The sequence below is a fragment of the Novosphingobium cyanobacteriorum genome, assembly GCF_029436685.1.
In the GTDB taxonomy this organism is placed as follows: Bacteria; Pseudomonadota; Alphaproteobacteria; order Sphingomonadales; family Sphingomonadaceae; genus Novosphingobium; species Novosphingobium cyanobacteriorum.
On record NZ_JAROCY010000013.1, the window covers coordinates 130,011 to 150,274 of the forward strand.

Genomic DNA, 20,264 nt, shown 5'->3' on the forward strand with positions numbered 1-20,264 from the left:
CCCTCCAAGTGCGGCGGGCGGAGGATCAGTCCTCCTCGCCCGCCCGAGTCGCGACGGCATAGAGCGCGATCGCCGCCGCGTTCGATACATTGAGGCTTTCGATCGCCGACGCAATCGGCAGCCGCGCGATCGAATCGCAATGCTGCGCCACGTTGTGGCGAAGGCCTTCGCCTTCCGCGCCCAGCACCAGTGCCACCGGGCCAGCGGGCAGGGCACCCGGGAATGCCGCATCGCCATCGCCATCCAGCCCGATGCGCCAGTATCCGGCCTCCGAGATCGATTCGAGCGCGCGCGACAGGTTCACCACCCGCACCCATGGCACCACTTCCAGCGCGCCCGATGCCGCCTTGGCCAGCGTGCCGGATTCAGGCGGGGCATGCCGGTCCTGCGTGATCAGGGCCGCCACGTCGAACGCCGCACACGAACGCAGGATGGCGCCCACGTTGTGCGGGTCGGTCACCTGGTCGAGGATCACCAGCGTGCGGCCCTCGGCCTCGTCGAGAATGTCGTCGAGCGCGACATCGTCAAGCGCGCTGCAATCGAGCACCAGCCCCTGGTGCGGCGCATCGCGCGCCACCAGCCGGGCGAGATCGGCGGCCTGCGCATATTCCACCGGCAGCGAAGTGGGCAGTTCGGCGTCATGGTCGTCCAGCATGGCTTGGATCGCCTCGCGCGTGCCCCACAGCTTCTTGGCCTGGCGATTCGGATTGGTCAGCGCCGCTTCCACCGCATGGCGGCCCCACAGGCGCACTGCACCGGCGCTGGCCCGGCCTGAGCCGCGCCCGCCCTGCATGCGCCCGGCGCGCCCACGCAGGGCCTTGCCCTTGCGGCCGGATTCGCGGGAATGATCGTGCGGGGGCATGGCTGGACCTTTCTGGGGGCAGGCGTGAATATTTCCGCCGCCCTGTGCCAGCCGACCCATTGACAGGCAAGCGATGCTTCGCCAAAGGGGCGCCTCTCTCGGCCGGACGGTGCCTTTTTCGGAAGGTTCCATCGACTAAAGGGAACGGCTTTCGGGCCCGGACCTTTCACCGGCAGCACTGGTGTGGACAGGTGGCCGAGTGGTTAAAGGCAGCAGACTGTAAATCTGCCCGCGCAAGCGTACGCTAGTTCGAATCTAGCCCTGTCCACCACCCCCTTATCCGCAAGCATCCACGAATGACCGTGGAAATCCCGGAAAACCTAGGGTATTCTGCGCTTCTTGGCCCGCATTTGTCCGCTGCCGTTTGCATGCAGCCGGACCCTAGTGTGGGAGGGGTGTGGGAGTAAGTTGGCTTACTCCCACACTGCACCCCTCCCAAGGTGGGCTTGAAAGTGTGGGAGGAAGAAATGGGCAAGCTCACGGCGGTAGCGGTCAAGGCAGCGATGGCGAATCCTGGCACCTATCAGGATGGCGATGGATTGGTTCTCAGGGTCGATAAGCGTGGTGGAGCCTACTGGGTCCTCAGGCTCCAGCGAGACGGCAAGCGACAGGATATCGGCTTGGGTAGCGCCAAGCAGATGACACTTGCGGAAGCGCGGCAAAAAGCCACGGTCTTGCGAAAGGCGGTCAAGGTCGACCACCGCGATGTTCTGGCCGAGAAAAAAGACGAGGCCGCCGCCAAGGTGACGTTCCGCGCAGCCGCGACTCAGTACCACAGCGAAAACGAAGCGGGCTGGAAAAGCACGGTCTATGCGCGGCAGTGGCTCGCCAGTCTCGAAAACTATGCCTTTCCGAAGCTGGGTGACATGCCGACGGGCAGCATTAGCAGTGCTGATATCATCGCTGTGCTGACCCCGATCTGGCAGGAAATCCCCGATACCGCCCGCCAGGTCCGCAACCGGATTTGCGCCGTGCTGGATTATTCCCACGCGAAGGGCTGGCGCTCCCGCGAGGCCCCGTCGGGCAATGGCAGCCTGAAGGCGGGTCGCGGTCTGCCACGGCAAGTGAAGGTGCGTGAGAATCGCAAAGCCATGCCCTATGTCGCGCTGCCCGGATTCCTCACCGCCTTACGGCGCAAACCATCCTTCGGGCGGCTTGCGCTGGAGTTGCTCATCCTGACTGGAGTGCGCAGTCAGGAGGTCCGCCTGGCGACATGGTCCGAATTTGACCTAGAGAGCCGGTTGTGGACGATCCCCGCCGAGCACATGAAGCGAAACAAGGCGCATATCGTGCCGCTGTCTGACGAGGCTCTGGCCGTGCTTGCAAAAGCCGATGCCCTGCGGATGTCTGAGAGCGACGTCGTGTTTCCCGGCGTAGCTGGTAAGCCTATGTCTGACATGACGCTGCTCAAGGTGCTGCGGGACATGAGCGAACCATACCACGTCCACGGCTTCCGCTCTGCGTTCACCGATTGGGCAGCAAATGAGGGCATCCCCGATGCCGTGGTAGAAGCTGCTCTCGCGCACAAGACGCCCGACGCTGTCCAGGCGGCCTATCGCCGCACAACCTATCTCGGCACACCCGACCAGCCCGGCGCCCGCGTGAAGTTGATGGCAGCTTGGGGGCGTTACTGCCTAGGGGTGGCGACGGGCGCGGACAAGGCAGCCCCGCCGGCTTGAGTGTGGGATCAGCTTACCGATGCTCTCGCGCAGCAACTGAGACGAGAGGCAAACTCTCACCTTGAGCGTCGCTCTACAATTCGGAGCGACCGCTAAAAGCGCCAATGGCGAAGCACTTCGCGGACATAGCCAGGAGTCTCGCCATTGCGGGGAATGCCGCCTGCACGCTCAACGGCGCCGGGACCTGCATTGTAGGCAGCTACCGCGAGGTGGACCACGCCAAACCTGTCGAGCATCTGCCGCAGGTATCGCGCTGCGCCGAAGATGTTGGCCATTGGATCGAAGCGATTGAAGACCCCGAGTTCTTTTGCCGTAGCGGGCATCAGCTGCCCAAGGCCCGCGGCACCCGCCGGGCTGACAGCCAAAGGGTTGTAACGAGATTCTGTCCATACGAGCGCATCAAGCAGGCCCGCGGGCAATGAGTACTTCGCCTCCGCGGCATAGATGTGAGGCAAGTAGGTTGCTCGCCGAAACCCGGATGGGGCCGGCTTGGCATTGGGTTCGTATCTGTATGGCAGGTTGACCCGGCCATCGTCCGCCACTGATAGGCGCGGTGCTGGGGCGGTCTGCGCGGAACGCCAGAGCCCATGCTCGACCAGTTGAAAGCCGTTTGATGCTTCCGCAATCCGAATGCCTTCGGAGTGGCTGGCCGCAGCGCCGTTCGTAGCTGGCGCTGTTATGTCCTGAGCACTGGCCGGGATACCAGAAGTGATCGCGATGCCCGCGATCAAGAGAGTTCTGATTGTCATTTCTCGATCCTTGTCTAGCCGAATCGAGTGAGAACATATAAAGAACAAGCGATGTAGGAAAATTGGAATGGCGCGAGTGCAGAGCGGAGGCTGCGCGGGGAGGGCACCTTAACCGGAGAAGGTCGATGCCCCCGTTAGACAAAGTTCATCAACTCGAACGCCGCGCCCGCACGATAGTCGAAAGCCTGGGCGGAACATGGCGCCAGAACAAGGGTATGTGCTGCTGCCCAGCGCATGACGACCGTACCCCCTCGCTGAGTGTGACACTGGGTCGGAAAGCGATCCTGTTTCATTGCTTCGCAGGATGCTCGAACGAGGAGGTCATTGCGGCACTGGACCGCCAGGGTGTTCGCAGCCGTGACCTGTTCGATGGCTCTGGTGCCGTGGCCGCTGATCGACCGGAAAAAAGCGCCTTCAATTCCAACGCGCGGCGTTTGTGGCACTCGGCGACGGCGATCTCCGACAGCCCTGCCGAAGGATACCTCGCGCAGCGCGGGATCCTGCGTGCCTCTGATCAGCTCCGTTATCTCGGGCGCACGCCGCTCGGGCCACGTGGTGCGGTCCAGTTCCTCCCTGCAATGTTGGCGGCAGTCACAACCGACATCGGCATAATCGCGATACACAGGACATTTCTCGACGCGCCGAGCGCAAAGCTCGCCGGTTTCGATCGGCCTAAGCGTGCGCTGGGAAGCCTTGGCTATGGTGCTGTCAGACTTGCCCCGCCAGCAGCGGGCCGGTTGGGTCTTGCCGAAGGTATCGAAAGCGCCCTTTCAGCCATGCAGCTGTTTGGCATTCCTTGCTGGGCAACGCTCGGTAACGAGCGGTTCGGCCTCGTCGCGATTCCAGAGGGCGTGCGCGAGCTCTACCTGTTCATCGACAATGATGCGGGAGGCGAGCTCGCAGATCAGCGCGCGCGAAGGGCATATTCTGAGCCCGGCCGGGTGATCCAGTCGCGAGCGCCAGCGTCCACCGGTTTCGACTGGAACGATGAACTCAAGGCGAGGCTCGCTCGGAAAACCTGATCAGCGAGCCAAAGGGGAGGGGGCCTTCGGCTGATTGAGTCCTGCGAGACGCAGGACCTCGTCAGGAGGTTTCCCATGTCCAACTCTTCCCTCGCCTTCGCATTCGATCCACCATCTCCGCCGCTTGTCGTGACGGCAGCCAAAGCAATGGCGTTGCAATTGGCAGCAGGCAGCGCGATTTCGCGTAGCGACATCAACCGCATCATGACGGACCACTTCGGCGCAACCGATGCACTCGGGGCATGGTCAGTCCGTGATGCTCACGCTGCGCTCGAGCTGGCGCAGGTTCAACACCTGCAAGCATCAGATCAGATCCAGCTCTCGAGTCCGATCGGCGAGGCCGAACAGTTCTTCTGCGGCCTCGATGCCCGAGTTCCGACCCAGACCAATCGCAGCGACGAGCAGATCGAATGGCAGCAGTTTGCAACGCCGCCGCGGCTTGCTTGGCTCGCCGGACGGGCCTGTGGACTGATGCCCAACGAGCTCGTGCTCGAACCCTCGGCCGGAACGGGCATGCTTGCGGTCTGGGCCGCCAAAGCCGGCACCCGCCTTGTCCTGAACGAAATCTCGCCGCTGCGCCGCGACTGCCTAACTGCTGTGTTCCCCGCTTCCCGTGTGACCGGACATGATGCCGAGTTGATCGACGAATTGCTGGATCCGACCGTCGTCCCAAGCGCCGTACTCATGAACCCGCCCTATTCTCACGGGATCGAGCGGGGTCGCGATGGCCGCACCGGGGCGAGGCATTTGCGATCGGCCTGGAACCGCCTTGCTCCCGGCGGACGGCTTGTCGCGATTATGCCTGAATGGTTCGACTGTGCGAAGTTCCTGGCGGGGCTGAAGGAACCGATCTCGCTGCGGCTCAATGCCGCCGTCGAACGCGCGTTCGTCAGGCAGGGCACTGGCATCATCACGCGGCTGTTGGTTCTCGATAAGGTTGAAGGCGCCAACGAGCTCGTCGCTATTCGCACGAACGCGTTCCGCCAGCTGGCCGATCTCGTCGATGCCTTGCCGGCTCGCGCCAGCCTTGAGACTGCGCGCGAGAAATCCAGCCTTCCGGCTCGTTCGCCGTTCCTTTTGGTCGCCGCGCCGCGCAGGCCGCTGCCGATACCAACAAGGATCACTCCTGCAGCCTCCGCCATCCAGCCGCTCAACTACGTGCCGCTTGCAACCCCTGCGCCGGTCGCCCCTCAGGTCGGCCACTATCTGCCCTATCGCCCGAGCAGGATCGCCATCGATGGCGCGGCCGGGCATCCGACGCCGCTCGTCGAGTCTGTTGCCATGGGGTCGATTTCGGCACCCAAGCCCGAGGCGGTGCCGCAGCTGCCTGACGGGCTTATCGCCAAGGGACTGCTGTCGGCTGCCCAGGCAGAGACTCTGATCTACGCGGCAAGCGCCCATGCGCGCGATCTACCCGGCCGGTTCGAGCCCGAGGACAAGGGCTGTTCGCTCAAGGCCTCGGCGGACGGTCAGGTCTACCGAAAGGGCTATTTCCTTGGGGACGGCACCGGCGCGGGTAAAGGACGCCAGGTCGCGAGCGTCATTCTCGATCGCTGGGTGCGCGGCGAGCGCCGCCATATCTGGATTTCGAAGAACGAGGCGCTGCTGGAAGACGCGCGCCGCGACTGGGCTGCCCTTGGCGGCATCCCGATCGACGTCCAGCCGCTGGCGTCCTGGAAGCTGGGCACCCCGATTGCGATGCGCAACGGGATTCTCTTCGTCACTTATCCAACCCTGCGTTCAGGCCGGAGCGACGCAACGCGATTGGATCAGATCCTCGACTGGGCCGGTGAAGACTTCGACGGCGTGATCGTGTTCGACGAAGCGCATGCCATGGCAAATGCCGCTGGCGGCGAAGGATCGCGGGGTAAGGTCAAAGGCTCGGAGCAGGGTATCGCTGGCGTCCGCCTGCAGAACCTCCTGCCCCGGGCAAGGGTGCTCTACGCTTCGGCAACTGGTGCGTCCGACGTCAACAACCTCGCCTATGCGACCCGCCTCGGGCTCTGGGGTCCGGAGACCGCCTTCGCCGATCGCGAGGCCTTCGTTGCCGACATTCGCGACGGCGGCATCGCCGCGATGGAACTGGTCGCGCGAGATCTCAAGTCGCTCGGCCTCTACACCGCGCGTGCGCTCTCCTTTGCAGGCGTCGAGTATGAAATCCTCGAGCATTGCCTGACCGAGGATCAGATCGCGGTCTACGATGCCTATGCCGAGGCCTGGGCCATCATCCACGCTAACCTGCGCGAAGCGCTGGAGGCCACGCGCATCGTCGACAGCGAAACTGGCGGGACGCTCAACTCGGGCGCCAAGTCGGCAGCACTGTCGATCTTCGAGGGAACCAAGCAACGCTTCTTCGCGCAGCTCCTTCTGTCTATGAAGCTCCCGAGCCTATTGCCCGCGATCGATACGGCGATTGCTGATGGGAACGCCGTTGTCGTCCAACTCGTCTCGACGGCAGAAGCCATGCTCAACCGCCGGCTTGCCGAACTGTCTGACGAGGAGCGCGAAGCACTCGAGATCGACCTCTCCCCGCGGGAATACGTGATCGACTATCTCGCCAAGAGCTTTCCTGTCCGCCTGATGGCGGTGTTCACAGACGAAAACGGCAACCCTCGGTCCGAGCCGATGAGTGACGAGCATGGCGCTCCCGTGCTCTGTAGCTCTGCGCTTGCTGCGCGCGACCGGATGATCGAGCAGCTCTGCGCCTTGCCGCCGATTGCCACCGCGCTTGATGCCATCATCGAACGCTTCGGCGTTGACCAAGTGGCGGAAGTCACCGGTCGCACACGTCGGCTCATCGTCGGCCGCGATGGTCGTCAGAAACTCCAATCCCGCTCGCCGCGCGCCAATGTCGCCGAGACCCAGGCCTTCATGGACGGTGCCAAGCGCATCCTGGTGTTCTCCGATGCCGGGGGAACCGGGCGCAGCTACCATGCCGATCTGACCGCCAAGAACCAGGCCCGCCGCGTCCACTTCCTGCTCGAGCCGGGCTGGCGGGCTGACGCCGCAATCCAGGGGCTTGGCCGGACCAATCGCACCAATCAGGCGTCGGCCCCGCTGTTCAGGCCCGTGACCACCGATGTGCGCGGCGAGCGCCGCTTCATCTCGACGATCGCGCGACGGCTTGACAGCCTCGGCGCTCTGACCCGCGGACAGCGCCAGACCGGTGGCCAGAACCTGTTCGATCCCGCCGACAATCTCGAAAGCATCTACGCCAAGGAGGCGCTCCATCGCTGGTTCGGCCTCTTGTTCACCGGCAAGCTCGAAGCGGTCAGCCTCGGGCGCTTCCAGGAGCTGACAGGCCTGCGGATCGAGGCGCCTGACGGGTCGATGGTCGATGATCTGCCGTCGATCCAGCGCTGGCTCAACCGCATCCTGGCGCTTCCCATAGCCTTGCAGAACGCGATCTTCGATGAGTTCATGGGGCTGGTCGAAGCGCGTATCGATGCCGCCCGGCAGGCTGGCACGCTCGATCTCGGCCTCGAGACGATTGCAGTCGAGGACTTCACTGTCCTGTCGGACACGCTGCTGCGCACCGATCCGGCATCGGGCGCGACGACCCATCTCCTCGAACTGGAAATCGCGAGGGCCCTGAAGCCGCTCACGCTGACGCGGCTCGAAGAGACCCACGGCATCACCGGGCAGCGGCAGCGCCCGGTTCGCAACGCCCGCTCTGGTCGGGTGGCCCTGCTGGTCCCCGCCCGCAGTATTCTTGCCGATGACGGTACGCGCGTGGCCCGCTTCGAATTGCTGCGTCCGCTCAAGCGCAGTCACATCACCGACGATCAGCTGGCGGAAAGCAGCTGGGAGGACATTGCCATCGGCGCTTTCCGCGAGGCGTGGGCCGCCGAGGTGGAAGAGGCGAGGACGAGTCACAAGCGCGAGCGCCTCTATCTGGCGACCGGTCTCCTGCTCCCGGTCTGGGACAAGCTGCCATCGGATTTCGTGAGGGTGAGCCGCATCTCGGCTGCGGATGGCCGGTCGCTCCTTGGCCGGGAGGTTCCCGTCCACTGCGTGCCCGAACTGTGCCGAGCGCTGGGTCTGGAACGCGAGCAAACTCTTTCCGCCGACGACGTTGTCCAGACCGTCTTGGCAACGGGCAGGGCCATCGAGTTCGCGGGCCGCGAGCTGCTCATGGTCAAGCGCAGCTTGGTCAATGGCTCACAGCGAATTGAGCTTACGAGATGGAGTGCTGCTCGGCTCGACTGGTACAAGGCCCAAGGCTGCTTTACCGAGATCATCCGCTATCAGACCCGGCTCTTCGTGCCGATCGAGGGCGCGGCGAGCGTGATTGCCAGACTGGCATCATCGGCATAGTTCCTTGCCAAATGGCATTATCTTAAATATATGCTGCCATATGGAGAACTACCATGCTGGCTCTGCAACCCGTTGATACTGCCGTTACCGCTTTCCGTCCCGATCCGATCACCCAGGACGAAGCAGCTGCCATGTTCCGGGCAGTCCTCAATCTGTTCGGCAAATGGGAGTTGACCGACGAGCAGGCTGCAACGCTGCTCGACATGCCAGTGCGCTCCTATCGCCGATGGAAGGCAGAAGGCCCGGGGCGCATCTCGCGTGATGGGCGCGCGCGTCTTTCCAACCTCATGGGGATCCACAAGGCGCTTCGCATCATCTTCTCGGAGGCGACCCGCGGGTACACTTGGATCAGAGCAGCGAATGAAGCGTTTGGCGGAGCCAGTGCGCTCGAAGTGATGCTGGGAGGCGAGCTTACCGACATCATGCGGGTGCGTCGCTACCTCGACGCCGAGCGCGGTGGCTGGTGAGCGAAACAGCAGAAATCCCCGTTTCTAGAGTTGAGTGGAAGGGCGCTGTCAGGATCATCCGCAGCGCCTTTCCGCCGATTGATCTGTTCGAGGACATCGCCGATCCCGCGGACTGGCCGCTGCTGATTTCGGCCGAGCAGAAGACCAATCCACGCATTATGGCGACGATTGGCAATCTCGACCTCGTTCCACCAAGCCGGCGCGTCGGCGGCAATGGGGCTTCCTACCTTATGGCCCCATTCACCCACGTCAGCACTGACCGGCCAAGCCGCTTCACCGACGGGAGTTACGGCGTGCTCTATGTCGGGGACCGGTTCGAGACCGCATTGTTCGAGACCATCCACCATCATGCCCGCTTCATGGCGCGAACCAGGGAAGCACCGGGATGGACCTCGCAGTTCCGCGAAATCATCATGTCGGTCGATGCAGACCTGCATGATCTCAGAGCTCAGGCGGGGGAGCCGGTTCCGGCGCTAGATTCCGACAACTATTCTGCTTCACAAGCACTCGCGCGGCACCTTATGGGCGCGGGTTCGGACGGGATTGCTTACCCGAGCATCCGGCACCTCGGCGGGGAATGCGTCGCGCTATTCTACCCGGATTGCGCATCAAATCCGCTTCAGGGGCGGCACCTCGACTATCACTGGGATGGCGCGCGGGTTGATCTGGTTCGTGATGCGGGATCGGGCGCTGTCTTCCGGATTGTCGATTTGCCGCCCGATCCCGCCTGACCGAACGAGCTGGGTCTCGCGCCTGCGCTTGGCTAGGTTGCCTTCCACCAGCTGAGCATGCGTTGCCACCAACTGGCTGGCGGTCGAGGTGCGGACAGGGTCGTAGCGGGCGTCTCCTGGCTGGGCTGAGCAACATCCGAGGGATCCGCCTGCCTGAAGTAGCGAGCCTTCGCTCTTCGGTCTCGTTGTCGCTCGGCAGCGACTTGTGCTTCCGACCAGGGCGGCGCAGCGATCACCTTGCCGCGGCGGATCACATAGTGCGAACGGCACGGCAGCGTCCAGTTCCCTACCGAAGGGTGCAGACTGATCGCCTCTCCGTCGTAGGTGATGTTCCAGTCTGTTGGGGTAAGTGGCGTCACTACTTCCTCTCCGCAGCCACAGCAGCAGCTGTGCGCGACGCTGCCGTATTCCATCGATACGTAAAGAATCCCGGGGACGAGCGGCTCAGGAAAGCTCTCCACGAAGCGATGTTCGAGTTCGGTATACCGGATCATGACTGGTCCTCGTTGAGCAGCATGTTGCCGTCGAGTGTGTAGGTCGAATGATGTTCGCGCTCGAGGTCGCAGTAGAATCCGCACAGCTTCTTCCACTTGATTACCGCCAGGACAGCGTTGAGCGCATTGAGGTCGGCTACCTGGATATTCGAGGCGTAGATATCCCCGGCCCCGCCGCCGGCCAGGGGAATGCGATTGTGCTGGCTGGCCTTGGTCCTGCTCTCCAGAGTGCTGGTCGTAACCCTCAAGATGCCACTAAGGCCCTGTTCGCCGAGTTCTAGACCCATGCCGATATCGACAAAGCCGACTCCGCGTGCGTGAAGCCATTCTACGAGGGCGGCTTTCGCTTCACCTGCGTCAAGGCTTAGGAACGCGAAGTGGATGCCTTCGAGCAGATCAATGGTCTCGGCTGTAATCGCCTTCGGCACCGCGGTTATGCCGCGATGCATGCGCGAGTAGATCGCCGCAAAATAGTCGACTTTCAGCGGTGCGTCGCGCAGGTCGTCAAGGCTAGGCGCCCCAGGGGCACGAAAGGCATTGTGCTGAAGGAACTCGTCAGGATCGAAGAGGCGGATTTCCGCTACCGGCGTTTTAGCCAGCATGTCGAGAATATAGCTTCCCGACCCGCCGAGGCCGATGATCGCGATGCGGTGCCCCGCGAGCTTGGCGGTGAGCGCGCCGATCCCGACCCTGTCCGACGCCGTCTCGACGTAGTGAAAAACGCTCTCAGCGTCCTCCTCATCGTCGATCACGCGGTGGGGGCGCGGCGAGAGCGTGGTGTCGATTACCGCAGCAGGTCCCGAGATGATCGAAGCATAGGTCGACATCTTGTGGTGGTAGTCACGATACCCTCCTTCAGGCTTGCTGGAGAAGGCGTGCTCCGCTGTGAGCCCATTGCCAAGCTCGAAGTGCGCGGTCTGGTGGGCGATCGCCGCGATCGGCTTTCCATCGGCGAAGCAAGGGTAGTCTCCGTCGAAATGCATGACGTGAGTGTCGGGCGGCCGGGTCTGGTCGCCGGCCAAGGCTAGGCTCGAGATAAGTGTGCCCTTGCGAACCTTGCGGTGGGCATCGACGTAGGGGACCTCGCGCATGACGAGGAACCCTCCGACGATCTGGACGAAATACCCTTCCTCGCGCAGCCTAGCGAGATCGGCGTTACGACTGAACAGTGCGCGTGACATTGAAGATCGTCCCCTGCTTGATGGTTACCGAACCGTGCGCGCTCAGCTCGCCGGCGTGCGGCTTCGAGGCCGCCTTGCGGTAGGTCATGGAGAACACGACGTTGGCTTCGTGCGGACCCGGGAAGGCCAGCTCGACGATCTGCTCGAAGGTCACGGTCGGACCGCGAACCACGCGCGGACGCGTGTTAACGATGATTTCGATTTCTACCGACGGGCGCGGGGCGTTGTAGAAGCGTTCGATGCCTGGAGCGCTCAAGTCGACCAACATGGCCGGCTCGATGAGAACGTCGGTTCCGCCACGCACCTCGAGGAACACCGCCTCTTCGGGCCCGGGCTCAGCGATCTGATTGAGAATGCGGCCGCTGATTGCGGGCTTGCCCCAGCGCTGCTGGTCATCGTTGACCTCGAACTTGAATTCGCGGTCGGTGAGGAAGGCGACGAAGCGCTCGGCGCCAGCGGTGCTGAGGTCGAAAGGTTCATCGAGGCGCACGTCCTCGAAGTCGCCGGTCGGGAGGATCGCGAACAGGCTGTAACCTCGGTCGGGTTCAAGCCCTGCCGCTTCGAGCACCTGGCGGCCCAGCGGGATCGGATCGGCAACGGTGAGTGCGCGGAAGTCGAGGTTCTCGAGGGCGAACTGGAAGCGATAGGCCCGTGCCGGCCGCAGGCTCCGGCCTTCGCGGAGGGCATCGCCGACATCATCAAATTCGGGAAGTTCAGGGGTAGCCATTTTGATTTGTCCTTCGGTTTGCCGGAAAAGCCCGGCTACGAAGGGACAATCGGAACAGCGGCAGCCGACCGGAAAGGCGCTCAGAAGTTTTTTTGCAGGGGGCCTGTCGGGACGGGCCCGCACACGAAGAACGCCGGACAGCCGGGGCAGACCCGCTGGTTGGGGTTCGTTGGAAATCTGCCAGCGCGAACATCCGCAAGTACGGTAGCGAGGAGTTCGCGGCGCCGACTGATAACGAGCTGCGAGAGCTCGAGCGGAGTCACGGTATTACTGGTCAGATGGACAACTTCGGCGCTCGCCCCCGTCGCGTTCTCCGCGATTGCAAGTAGCGCAGCAGCCACGCTGAGATCTTCGGTGTCTGCCTTTCGGAACACGCCGGTGCGGATACGCCGGTGGATACGACGACCTCGCGCATCGACGAGCACATCGTCGGCGCTAACGATTATTTGGTCGCTTCCTATCCCGAGCGGCAATTCCGTCGGCATCTGGAATTGATGGGCATCGCGCGATCGCCGGAACCGCATCACAAGCTTGACTGCCGTAGCCCGCAGTTCGACGAAACTTCCCGGTATGTCGAGACCGTGATCGTCGCAGGCTTGTTCGACTGTAGCCCGGAGAATTGCATCGTCGGAGATGTCGAGCCCGCTGCGCACGACTGCGCGCACGACAGTCCGGGCGGCTTCGTGCATGCGCATGTAATCGCTCTCGGTTCGGCGGCCGCCGATGCCGAGCACATGAGTGTAGAAGAAGCGCCGTTTACACTTTTCCTTGTCCAGCATTGCGACCTGAGAATCTCGTAAGCGAATAGGGCCGTCGATCAATAGTTTGATCGGCTCGGCTTCGAGCGCAGGTGGCAGCGCTTGGACGAGAGCGGGCACTCTTTCGATAACGGCAGGACCAAGTCGCGGCAGGAAGGTCGAAAGCGGGCGCTGCTTGCCATCTGTCTTCTCCGTGGCGGCATAAAGTATGAGACGATCGCGCGCGCGTGACGTGGCGACGTAAAACAAGCATTCGCGCTCTTCTGCGTCGCCGGCGCAAAGCGCAGCTTTGACGTCGCCGGTTATGCTGGCGATTACGCCTTCGGGGGGAAGGCAGGCAGGTGCCTTCGGAAAACTCGGGAGTGTGTCTTGGTTGAGGCCTGGTAGATGTACGCCTCGAAACTCAAGGCCTTTCGCACCGTGGATCGTCATGAGGCGGACGGCGTCGAGTCCCTGCGCCGCTACAGGTAGCTGACGTAGGTCGCGATCGTCCCCGATAGCTACCAGCCGCCTGATACGTTCAAGTAGGCGCGGAACGGTGCGACCCTCCACGCGTGGCTGCGCGCGTAGGAAGTTCATGAACTGCCAAATCGCGATGCCTTGGCTACGTTCGGCGATGGAATCGGCTTCGGCTATTCGGGCTGCTATGCGGGTGCGGTCGAGCAGGACAGCCGCCAGAGTTCGCCACGGTGGAGAGTCGGCGTCGAATCCATCGAGAGCTGCTGCGAGCCTATCGAGCGCGGTCATTGCTTCCGCCGACACCGCTAGGCGGCGGCGCTCGGTCAGCCATTCCAAGGGTTCGGCCTCTTTGGACCGCAACGTTTCGAGGACGCAGGCGACATCGCCGAGCGGCATGGCAAAATCGGGCATGCAGCCGGTTCGGACGAGCCCCATCGCGCGACCATCAGCTAGCAAAGATAGCAGCGACAAAAGGTCCTTGACCTCGCTTCGCTCGAACAGGCTGCCCAGAAAGAGAACGGGCACGTCCATCCGTTCGAGGTCGCGGGCGATTTCGCCAAGGCGCTCATTCCCGGTACACAGCACGGCTTGGTCTCGATAGGCAATGCCGGCTGTCCGAAGCTCTTCGATGCAGTCGGCGATTGCTACCGACTGCTCTTCCTTGGCCGGGCGGAGCCTAAGTTCGATAGGGTGACCGCTGGCGCCGCGATGGGCATCCAGCTCCGCATTCGTCCTACTCGCGGCCATCTTGGCGGCGAAAGTGGAATAGGCGGTCACGATTTCGTCACTCGACCGGTAATTGATCTCCAACCGGCCTGATGCCGCGCCGGGAAAATCCTCGGACGTGAACTTAGAGGTGCTGATCGGGGAGGCACCGCGAAAACGATAGATCGACTGCCTTGCGTCTCCCACCACCCAGAGATTCTCGCCGGTCGGGCGCAGCGCCTTCAACAAGCGCACACTGGCTCGGTTGACGTCTTGGTATTCGTCAACAAGCACGTGATCGTAGGTCTGGCCAAGCTGGGCGGCGATCTCAGGGCGCGTCTCGAGAAGTTCGACGGGGAGTGAAACAAGGTCGCCGAAATCGATCATATGCCGTTGGCGTTTGAGCGTTTCGTAGAAAGCGTAAACGCGCGCGACTTCTGCCGCTTTCAGGGCTTCTGTATGACGCGGCTCGACGCCTTCGGCAGCAATGCGCATATTCTCGGCGTGGCGGGCATATTCGCCGGCGTCGACGACCTCGTCCTTTGCTCTCGAGATGGCCGCTAAAATGTCCCCTATAAGACGCGTCGGATTATAGAGATCCTGGTAGTAATCGAGCGCGAGCTTGGGAAACTCTGCCTCGAGGAGCTCGACTGCTTCTACCCGGTCCATCAGGCGCGGATCGTCGGGAAGGCCGAATTCAGCATGAAAGCGCCGCACAAGATCGAGTCCGAACGCGTGGAAGGTACCAATCCACATGGCTGCTGCCGTGTCCGGTCGCTTCGCCACGATGCGCTCGGCCATCTCGCCAGCGGCTTTGTTGGAATAGGTTAAGACGAGCAGCCGCCTCGGATCTACACCCTCGTCCAGTAGTTGCACCACCCGAGCAGTGAGTGTCTGGGTCTTGCCGGTCCCAGGCCCTGCTTCGAGGAGATAGGCTCGCCCGCGGTGTCCTGCCGCTTCTGCCTGAGCAGCGTTCAATGGATACTCTTCGCGAAAGCTGCTGTCGGGTTCGATGACAGGTAGCAGCAGACCGTCGAGCAATTGCTGCATGACAGCATCCAGCGAAGCATTCATGCGTCCTGCGATCTCGTGTGCAGTCAAACTGTCAACCAGATGAAGGCGGCATAGGACCTCGCGCGGCAGGAGAAGTTCACGGGCGAACAGGTCCATTTGAACCTCGCGCCGCTGTCTTCGGCCATAGTCGACGACCCGATCAATTCCGGTCGGTGAGGGCTCGGAGGGACGCGCCATGTCTGCGTACAGCACCGTGGGTGATGCGGTTGCATCACCTAACACATGGTGGCCGATTTCATGCGCAATAAGGAATGCTTGTTCGAATCGGGAGCCCACGTTTTCGTGGATTATGAGATCATCGGCTGGAACCAGCGTCGCGCGGCCGTTGTCCAGACTGGCAGCGCCAGGGTTTGTTGTCTCGACGTCAAGGCCGCGTGTCTTCGCGATGGCGACAACAAATGTGTAAGGATCGGTCGGATCGAGCCCGTGCATAACGGCATCCGCATGCATCTCGGCCGCCCTGCGGCGTCCCAGCTCGATCGCATCCATCTATTCGCCGCTACCTGCCAGAAGCTTCGACCGATCAGCCTCGGAAACCCCGGCATCGATCAGGATTTGCTCAAAGGTCATTTGCTCCGCGGAGCCGGGCGGGCGGCCCGACTTATAGCTTCTGCCGGTGGTCATGGGTATTGGCGGCTGGCGCATGGCTGCGATCACATGCGCGGGAGGCAAGTCGAGAGCGTCCGAGAGGTTGCCAAGGATGGTATCGGGAAGGCTCGATGCCAGGACGCGGTGCTCTCGCAGGCACGTGATGACCTGCCTCGGCACGCCGAGTTTGCGAGCTAGGTCCTTGCCGATGTCTCCAGTGAGGCGGGCCAACGGGTCTTCGCCGGCGGGTTCGCTTGGAGTAGCCGCCTTGTGCGTGATCCATGCGGCATCGATGCGCGATTCATCGGTAGCCGACAGAGGACTCTCGTCTTCGTGCTCTGGTGCCGCAAGCAACTGCGAAAAATCGATGAGCTGGATGGCATACTGCGGATAATCCTCGACGTATTGTCGAAGCACGTCGCCATCATGGACGCCTTCTGATTGAAACAAATCGAGCACAGCGTCGAGGGTGAGGGGCAGCGGGTTGGCGGTCATTGGTCGTCCCCAGGATTAAACAGGGCCCCGAGTGCTTTTAACGCTCGGTCCCGATAGTTGCGAACCGTCTTCTCAGAGCAGTTTAGAGCCTTCGCTATTGTCATCACCGAAGGGTCGCTTGAATCGATTTGCCAACCGCTCAAAAGGAGGTGAATGGTCCTTCTTTGTTCAATTGGCAGAGCCTCAATCGCTCTATGGAAACGTGTCCGGAAAAGCGGATCGGTAAGCAGTTCGGCGTCGAGAAGACTTGTCGTGGTTGCCTGGGCTGCGTCATCGGACGTGCCGCTGCTCTCGTCGTCCAGCGACGCGGTGCGACTTTCCTCTTGCCAGACTCGGTCCTGCGCATCGAGGCGCAAGCGTTTAACGGCGAGGTCGAACCGGACCTCGAAGAAGTCCAGCTTGTCGTCGGGCTCCTTACGATCCTTCGCGAGCATCTCGACGAAGCGGTCGAAAACGGCGTTGCGGATGCGCTCGTTGCTGAGCGAAGAGGAATCCTTGGAGATTTCGGCTCGCGGTACCGATCGGAGCACCCTCTCGATAAGGATCTTATATAACTGTTCGAACCAAGCGTCCGAGTTGTCCCGGCGACTCCTCCGGACGAAATAAAGCAAGCACTCACTCGGCAGGTAATCCGGATGCTTGCGATCGCGGATGCGTGCGCGTTCAAGGAGCACATTACGCGGCAGATTGGCGAGACCTGCGAGAAGCGGTTCAATGATGTCGGGACGTTGATAAAGTGTCCCGTCGGCTTTTCGCTTAGTGAGCGGAACAATCAACATTTCCTCCCTTGTCCGCACGTTAGCATCGATGCGGCGGTCTGTTAATCGCCACTGAAAAAACAACCGGAAAGGCCGGAGTAAAAAATTTGATTTCGTCCAGTGCTCCTCGGCTGTGTTTGGTGCCGGCTATACAAATATGGCTGAGCCATGCCCTAGGCGCTCCGGAGCCGTGTGGCTTGCCCTGCCGATCGGCAGTTTCGCTGCGAACGCATTAGAGTGGAGTGGGCTTTGCCCTAATTGAGCCATTTGGACGTCGATAGTCGACGTGCCGGGCTCACAATCAGGAGTGTGACCCATGATCAAGTCGATCCCGCTGAACAAGCTTGTCCAGTCGCCCCGCAATGTCCGCCGTCACAGCGATGCTGCTGCGGATGCCGAGCTCAAGGCCAGCATCGCTGCCTGCGGCCTTCTGCAGAACCTCATCGTCAGACCCGCCGCCAAGGGCAGGTTCGAGGTCGAAGCCGGGGAGCGCCGCCGCCGCGCCATGTTCGCGCTAGCAGACGAAAAGATCCTTGCCCGCGATCACGAAGTCACCTGCCTCGTGCTCGAGGACAGCGCCGAAGCCGCGGTCGAGACCAGCCTCGCGGAGAACTTCCACCGTCTCGCCATGAACCCGGCCGACGAAGCCCAGGCCTTTGCGGCGCTCGTGGCAGGCGGTGCGACTGTCGAAGATGTTGCCCGCCGTTTCGGCCTGACTGTCCGCTTCGTCGAGGGTCGGCTGCGTCTCGCAACGCTTGCGCCCGTCGTGTTCGAGGCACTGGCCTCCGGCCAAATCACCCTCGATATCGCCAAGGCTTTCGGCGCGACCTCAGACCAGGACATCCAGGCCCGGGTGTTCGAGCAGGTTTCCTCGGCCTACTATGCCCCCAATCCGGACAGCATCCGGCGCATGGTCCTTTCCGGCACAGTCCGGGGCAGCGATCCGCGCGCCCGTCTCGTTGGCCGCGACGCCTATATTGCCGCGGGCGGCCGGATCGAGCGTGAGCTGTTCGACAACGACGACAGCGAATCCTGGGTGGATGTTGCCTTGCTAGAAAGCCTTGCCGCCGCGAAGATGGAAGAGCAGGCCAAAGCCCTCGCCGCCGAGCAGGGTCTCGCTTGGGTCAAGCCGACGCTCGATCCCTATGCCAGCCACGATCTGGTCGAAGGGCTGGTCCGGCTTCCTGCCGAACCGGCGCCATTGACCGACGCAGAATTGGCAAGGCTCGACGAACTCGATGCCTCCTATGACGAGCATGCGGCGATCCTCGAGGATGAGGACAGTGCCGAGGAGGCTGTGGCAGCCGCCGAAGCGGCGATCGAGGCCATCGAACGCGAATGCCAGGACATTCGTGCCCGCCCGCCCGTCATCGCGCCGGAGCTCAAGGCCGAGGCAGGAATGGTTCTGGTGCTCTCCCGCGATGGCACACCGGTTCTCCAGCCGGTGTTCTACGGCGAGCGTCAGGCTGAACCCACCGAAGCCGACGACGGGATCGAAGTCGTTGCAGGCGAAGAAGGTTCGGACAGGCACCGGACCACCTTGTCGAAACGTCTGGTCGACGAACTCGCGATGCAGCGCCGCGATGTTCTGGCACTTCACGTTGCATCCGATCCCGGGCTGGCGCTCGACATCATGGTCTTCACCCTCGCCGATGCCGATACCCACGACTGGCAGGCGCGCCCTTCGACCACGCTGCGCGCGCCTGTTCCAGCAGGCCCGATCATCGGCTTCGAAGCCAAGGATGCGCCGGCGAGCAGCGCGCTTGCTGAGCTCAGATCCGGCCTCGACGAAAGCTGGCGTGCGGGCACCGATGTGACTGCCCGCTTCGATCTGTTTCGGGCGCTGCCCGATGAAAGCCGAGCCGCATGGCTTGGCTTTGTCGTTGCTCGGTCGCTCGAGGCAAGCCTCAACATGTCCGGTGAGCGCCAGCTTCCGTTCCAGGATCACCTTGGCAGCCTGATCGGCATCGACATGGCGCAGTGGTGGCGTCCGACAACCGCCAACTACTTTGACCGGGTGTCGAAGCAGGTGACCCTCGATGCGCTGACCGATGTCGGCGGTCTCGAACTCTCTTCGCGCTTTGCCTCGGTCAAGAAGGGTGACCTCGCGATGAGCGCCGAGCGCGTCTTCGCCGGCACCTACATCACCGAGGTCGAGGTCCGCGAAAAGGCCCTGGCCTGGGTGCCTGAGGTCATGCGGTTTGCCTCCGCTGCCCCGGAGGCTGGCGAAGCCGAGATCGACGCAAGCGACGCTGAGCCTGGTGTCGACTGCGAAATTCCCCGCGAACTGGCCGCCTGACCTCCTCCTGACAGGCTCGGCCACTCGCACCTCGAGAAGCGGTCCTTCGGCTCACGCCGGAGGGCCGCTTCTCTATTGGGAGGAGAGCAGAGGGGGCTCGGGAACCTCTGGCACTGACCGGCGAACCCGTCGCCGATTGTCCAGATGCCGCCATCAGGAGAACCATCATGGCCTATCGCAAGGAGCAGGGCGGCGGCCTGTCGCCCGCCACCCGTATCACCCAGGAAATCATCGCCCGTCTGGAAGCTGGCACAAAGCCGTGGATCAAGCCGTGGCGCGGTGTCCCGGTCTCCCGGCCCTTGCGGGCCTGTGGGACTCCGTACCGCGGCATGAACGTGTTCTGGCTCTGGATGGTCGCCGACATGTGCGGCTACGCATCGCCGTTCTGGATGACCTACAACCAGGCGAAATCGCTCGGAGCTCAGGTCCGCAAGGGCGAGAAGTCGACCATCGCGATCTTCTACAAGAGCTACACCAAAGAGGTGGAAGCCCCCGATACCGGCGAAAAGACCGACGAGGCCCGCCGGGTACTGAAGGCCTATCCGGTCTTCAATGCCGATCAGGTCGAGGGTCTGCCCGAGCGCTTTCATCCGGCCGCAACGCTGGAACTGATCGAGCCGGAAGGCCGCGAGGCTGACCTCGACGCCTTCTTCGCCGCCATCCCCGTCAACCTGCGCCATCAGGGCTGCGAGGCCTATTACGAGCCGACTGCGGATCGCGTGACGATGCCGCCGGTCAGCCTGTTTGGCGGTTTCGATCACTATTACGCCACGCTTGCCCACGAGGTATGTAACATCGCAAGTGTCCTCATTTCGAGGACAGTCGATGGCCTCCTCACTTTGGTTGCGCGGCACCATCGCAGGGCCTGCCTTGCGATGTCAGGACGGGAGTCCTGATCA

14 protein-coding genes, 1 tRNA gene and 1 pseudogene are annotated in these 20,264 nt (G+C 62.6%); 8 read left to right on the top strand and 8 right to left on the bottom strand.

The features are described 5' to 3' along the window. Window positions 1-25: 25 nt before the first annotated feature. Entirely contained in the window at window positions 26-862 is an 837-nt protein-coding gene (gene rlmB / locus POM99_RS14475; RefSeq protein WP_277279055.1) for a 23S rRNA (guanosine(2251)-2'-O)-methyltransferase RlmB, read from the bottom strand. A 185-nt stretch (window positions 863-1,047) separates the two neighbouring features. Here rlmB and POM99_RS14480 point away from each other — a divergent pair. Next, window positions 1,048-1,133 (top strand) — tRNA-Tyr (locus tag POM99_RS14480). A gap of 196 nt (window positions 1,134-1,329) precedes the next feature. Then, window positions 1,330-2,541 (top strand): tyrosine-type recombinase/integrase, encoded by a 1,212-nt coding sequence (locus POM99_RS14485; RefSeq protein WP_066701236.1) that lies wholly within the window; start codon window positions 1,330-1,332, stop codon window positions 2,539-2,541. 92 nt (window positions 2,542-2,633) lie between these two features. Here POM99_RS14485 and POM99_RS14490 read toward each other — a convergent pair whose 3' ends face one another. Beyond that, window positions 2,634-3,290: a lytic transglycosylase domain-containing protein gene (locus POM99_RS14490; protein ID WP_277279058.1), complete on the bottom strand. Its 657-nt coding sequence runs from the start codon at window positions 3,288-3,290 to the stop codon at window positions 2,634-2,636. 125 nt (window positions 3,291-3,415) lie between these two features. Here POM99_RS14490 and POM99_RS14495 point away from each other — a divergent pair, with 125 nt between their 5' ends. The 4 genes from POM99_RS14495 to POM99_RS14510 all read left to right on the top strand — a co-directional run bounded on the left by POM99_RS14495 (window position 3,416) and on the right by POM99_RS14510 (window position 9,827). After that, window positions 3,416-4,312 (top strand): DUF7146 domain-containing protein, encoded by an 897-nt coding sequence (locus tag POM99_RS14495; RefSeq protein ID WP_277279060.1) that lies wholly within the window; start codon window positions 3,416-3,418, stop codon window positions 4,310-4,312. A 75-nt stretch (window positions 4,313-4,387) separates the two neighbouring features. Continuing rightward, window positions 4,388-8,629, top strand: a complete 4,242-nt coding sequence (locus tag POM99_RS14500) for a strawberry notch-like NTP hydrolase domain-containing protein (protein ID WP_277279062.1) — start codon at window positions 4,388-4,390, stop codon at window positions 8,627-8,629. A gap of 53 nt (window positions 8,630-8,682) precedes the next feature. Next, window positions 8,683-9,096, top strand: coding sequence for an MbcA/ParS/Xre antitoxin family protein (locus tag POM99_RS14505; RefSeq protein ID WP_277279064.1), 414 nt, complete (start codon window positions 8,683-8,685; stop codon window positions 9,094-9,096). Continuing rightward, window positions 9,093-9,827 (top strand): RES family NAD+ phosphorylase, encoded by a 735-nt coding sequence (locus POM99_RS14510; RefSeq protein ID WP_277279065.1) that lies wholly within the window; start codon window positions 9,093-9,095, stop codon window positions 9,825-9,827. Before POM99_RS14505 ends, POM99_RS14510 begins: the two co-directional genes overlap by 4 nt. 32 nt (window positions 9,828-9,859) lie before the next feature. Here POM99_RS14510 and POM99_RS14515 read toward each other — a convergent pair whose 3' ends face one another. From POM99_RS14515 to POM99_RS14540, 6 genes are all read right to left on the bottom strand, one after another. Next, the gene (locus POM99_RS14515; RefSeq protein ID WP_277279067.1) at window positions 9,860-10,321 is read right to left on the bottom strand and encodes a ubiquitination-like system serine protease family protein; all 462 of its coding nucleotides are present in this window, start codon (window positions 10,319-10,321) and stop codon (window positions 9,860-9,862) included. Then, window positions 10,318-11,502 (bottom strand): ThiF family adenylyltransferase, encoded by a 1,185-nt coding sequence (locus tag POM99_RS14520; RefSeq protein WP_277279070.1) that lies wholly within the window; start codon window positions 11,500-11,502, stop codon window positions 10,318-10,320. The genes POM99_RS14515 and POM99_RS14520 overlap by 4 nt, the downstream gene beginning before the upstream one ends. Next, on the bottom strand, window positions 11,477-12,229 hold the full coding sequence (locus POM99_RS14525) for a multiubiquitin domain-containing protein (protein WP_277279073.1): 753 nt from the start codon (window positions 12,227-12,229) through the stop codon (window positions 11,477-11,479). The genes POM99_RS14520 and POM99_RS14525 overlap by 26 nt, the downstream gene beginning before the upstream one ends. An 80-nt stretch (window positions 12,230-12,309) precedes the next feature. Next, window positions 12,310-15,714: an ATP-dependent helicase gene (locus POM99_RS14530; RefSeq protein WP_277279075.1), complete on the bottom strand. Its 3,405-nt coding sequence runs from the start codon at window positions 15,712-15,714 to the stop codon at window positions 12,310-12,312. Continuing rightward, on the bottom strand, window positions 15,715-16,308 hold the full coding sequence (locus POM99_RS14535) for a hypothetical protein (protein ID WP_277279077.1): 594 nt from the start codon (window positions 16,306-16,308) through the stop codon (window positions 15,715-15,717). After that, window positions 16,305-17,084 (bottom strand): RNA polymerase sigma factor, encoded by a 780-nt coding sequence (locus tag POM99_RS14540; RefSeq protein ID WP_438823017.1) that lies wholly within the window; start codon window positions 17,082-17,084, stop codon window positions 16,305-16,307. The genes POM99_RS14535 and POM99_RS14540 overlap by 4 nt, the downstream gene beginning before the upstream one ends. 298 nt (window positions 17,085-17,382) lie before the next feature. Between POM99_RS14540 and POM99_RS14545 the strand changes: the two genes are divergently transcribed. Both POM99_RS14545 and POM99_RS14550 read left to right on the top strand, forming a co-directional pair. Continuing rightward, the gene (locus tag POM99_RS14545) at window positions 17,383-19,365 is read left to right on the top strand and encodes a ParB/RepB/Spo0J family partition protein (RefSeq protein WP_277279082.1); all 1,983 of its coding nucleotides are present in this window, start codon (window positions 17,383-17,385) and stop codon (window positions 19,363-19,365) included. A 167-nt stretch (window positions 19,366-19,532) separates the two neighbouring features. Continuing rightward, window positions 19,533-20,153: pseudogene (locus tag POM99_RS14550) on the top strand (ArdC family protein); the annotation flags it as partial. Between the last annotated feature and the right edge of the window lie 111 nt (window positions 20,154-20,264).

Bases quoted from the DNA above. Each gene is read 5' to 3' on its own strand.
- rlmB (WP_277279055.1), bottom strand. From the start codon at position 862: ATGCCCCCGCACGATCATTCCCGCGAATCCGGCCGCAAGGGCAAGGCC.
- POM99_RS14485 (WP_066701236.1), top strand. From the start codon at position 1,330: ATGGGCAAGCTCACGGCGGTAGCGGTCAAGGCAGCGATGGCGAATCCT.
- POM99_RS14490 (WP_277279058.1), bottom strand. From the start codon at position 3,290: ATGACAATCAGAACTCTCTTGATCGCGGGCATCGCGATCACTTCTGGT.
- POM99_RS14495 (WP_277279060.1), top strand. From the start codon at position 3,416: ATGCCCCCGTTAGACAAAGTTCATCAACTCGAACGCCGCGCCCGCACG.
- POM99_RS14500 (WP_277279062.1), top strand. From the start codon at position 4,388: ATGTCCAACTCTTCCCTCGCCTTCGCATTCGATCCACCATCTCCGCCG.
- POM99_RS14505 (WP_277279064.1), top strand. From the start codon at position 8,683: ATGCTGGCTCTGCAACCCGTTGATACTGCCGTTACCGCTTTCCGTCCC.
- POM99_RS14515 (WP_277279067.1), bottom strand. From the start codon at position 10,321: ATGATCCGGTATACCGAACTCGAACATCGCTTCGTGGAGAGCTTTCCT.
- POM99_RS14520 (WP_277279070.1), bottom strand. From the start codon at position 11,502: ATGTCACGCGCACTGTTCAGTCGTAACGCCGATCTCGCTAGGCTGCGC.
- POM99_RS14525 (WP_277279073.1), bottom strand. From the start codon at position 12,229: ATGGCTACCCCTGAACTTCCCGAATTTGATGATGTCGGCGATGCCCTC.
- POM99_RS14530 (WP_277279075.1), bottom strand. From the start codon at position 15,714: ATGGATGCGATCGAGCTGGGACGCCGCAGGGCGGCCGAGATGCATGCG.
- POM99_RS14535 (WP_277279077.1), bottom strand. From the start codon at position 16,308: ATGACCGCCAACCCGCTGCCCCTCACCCTCGACGCTGTGCTCGATTTG.
- POM99_RS14545 (WP_277279082.1), top strand. From the start codon at position 17,383: ATGATCAAGTCGATCCCGCTGAACAAGCTTGTCCAGTCGCCCCGCAAT.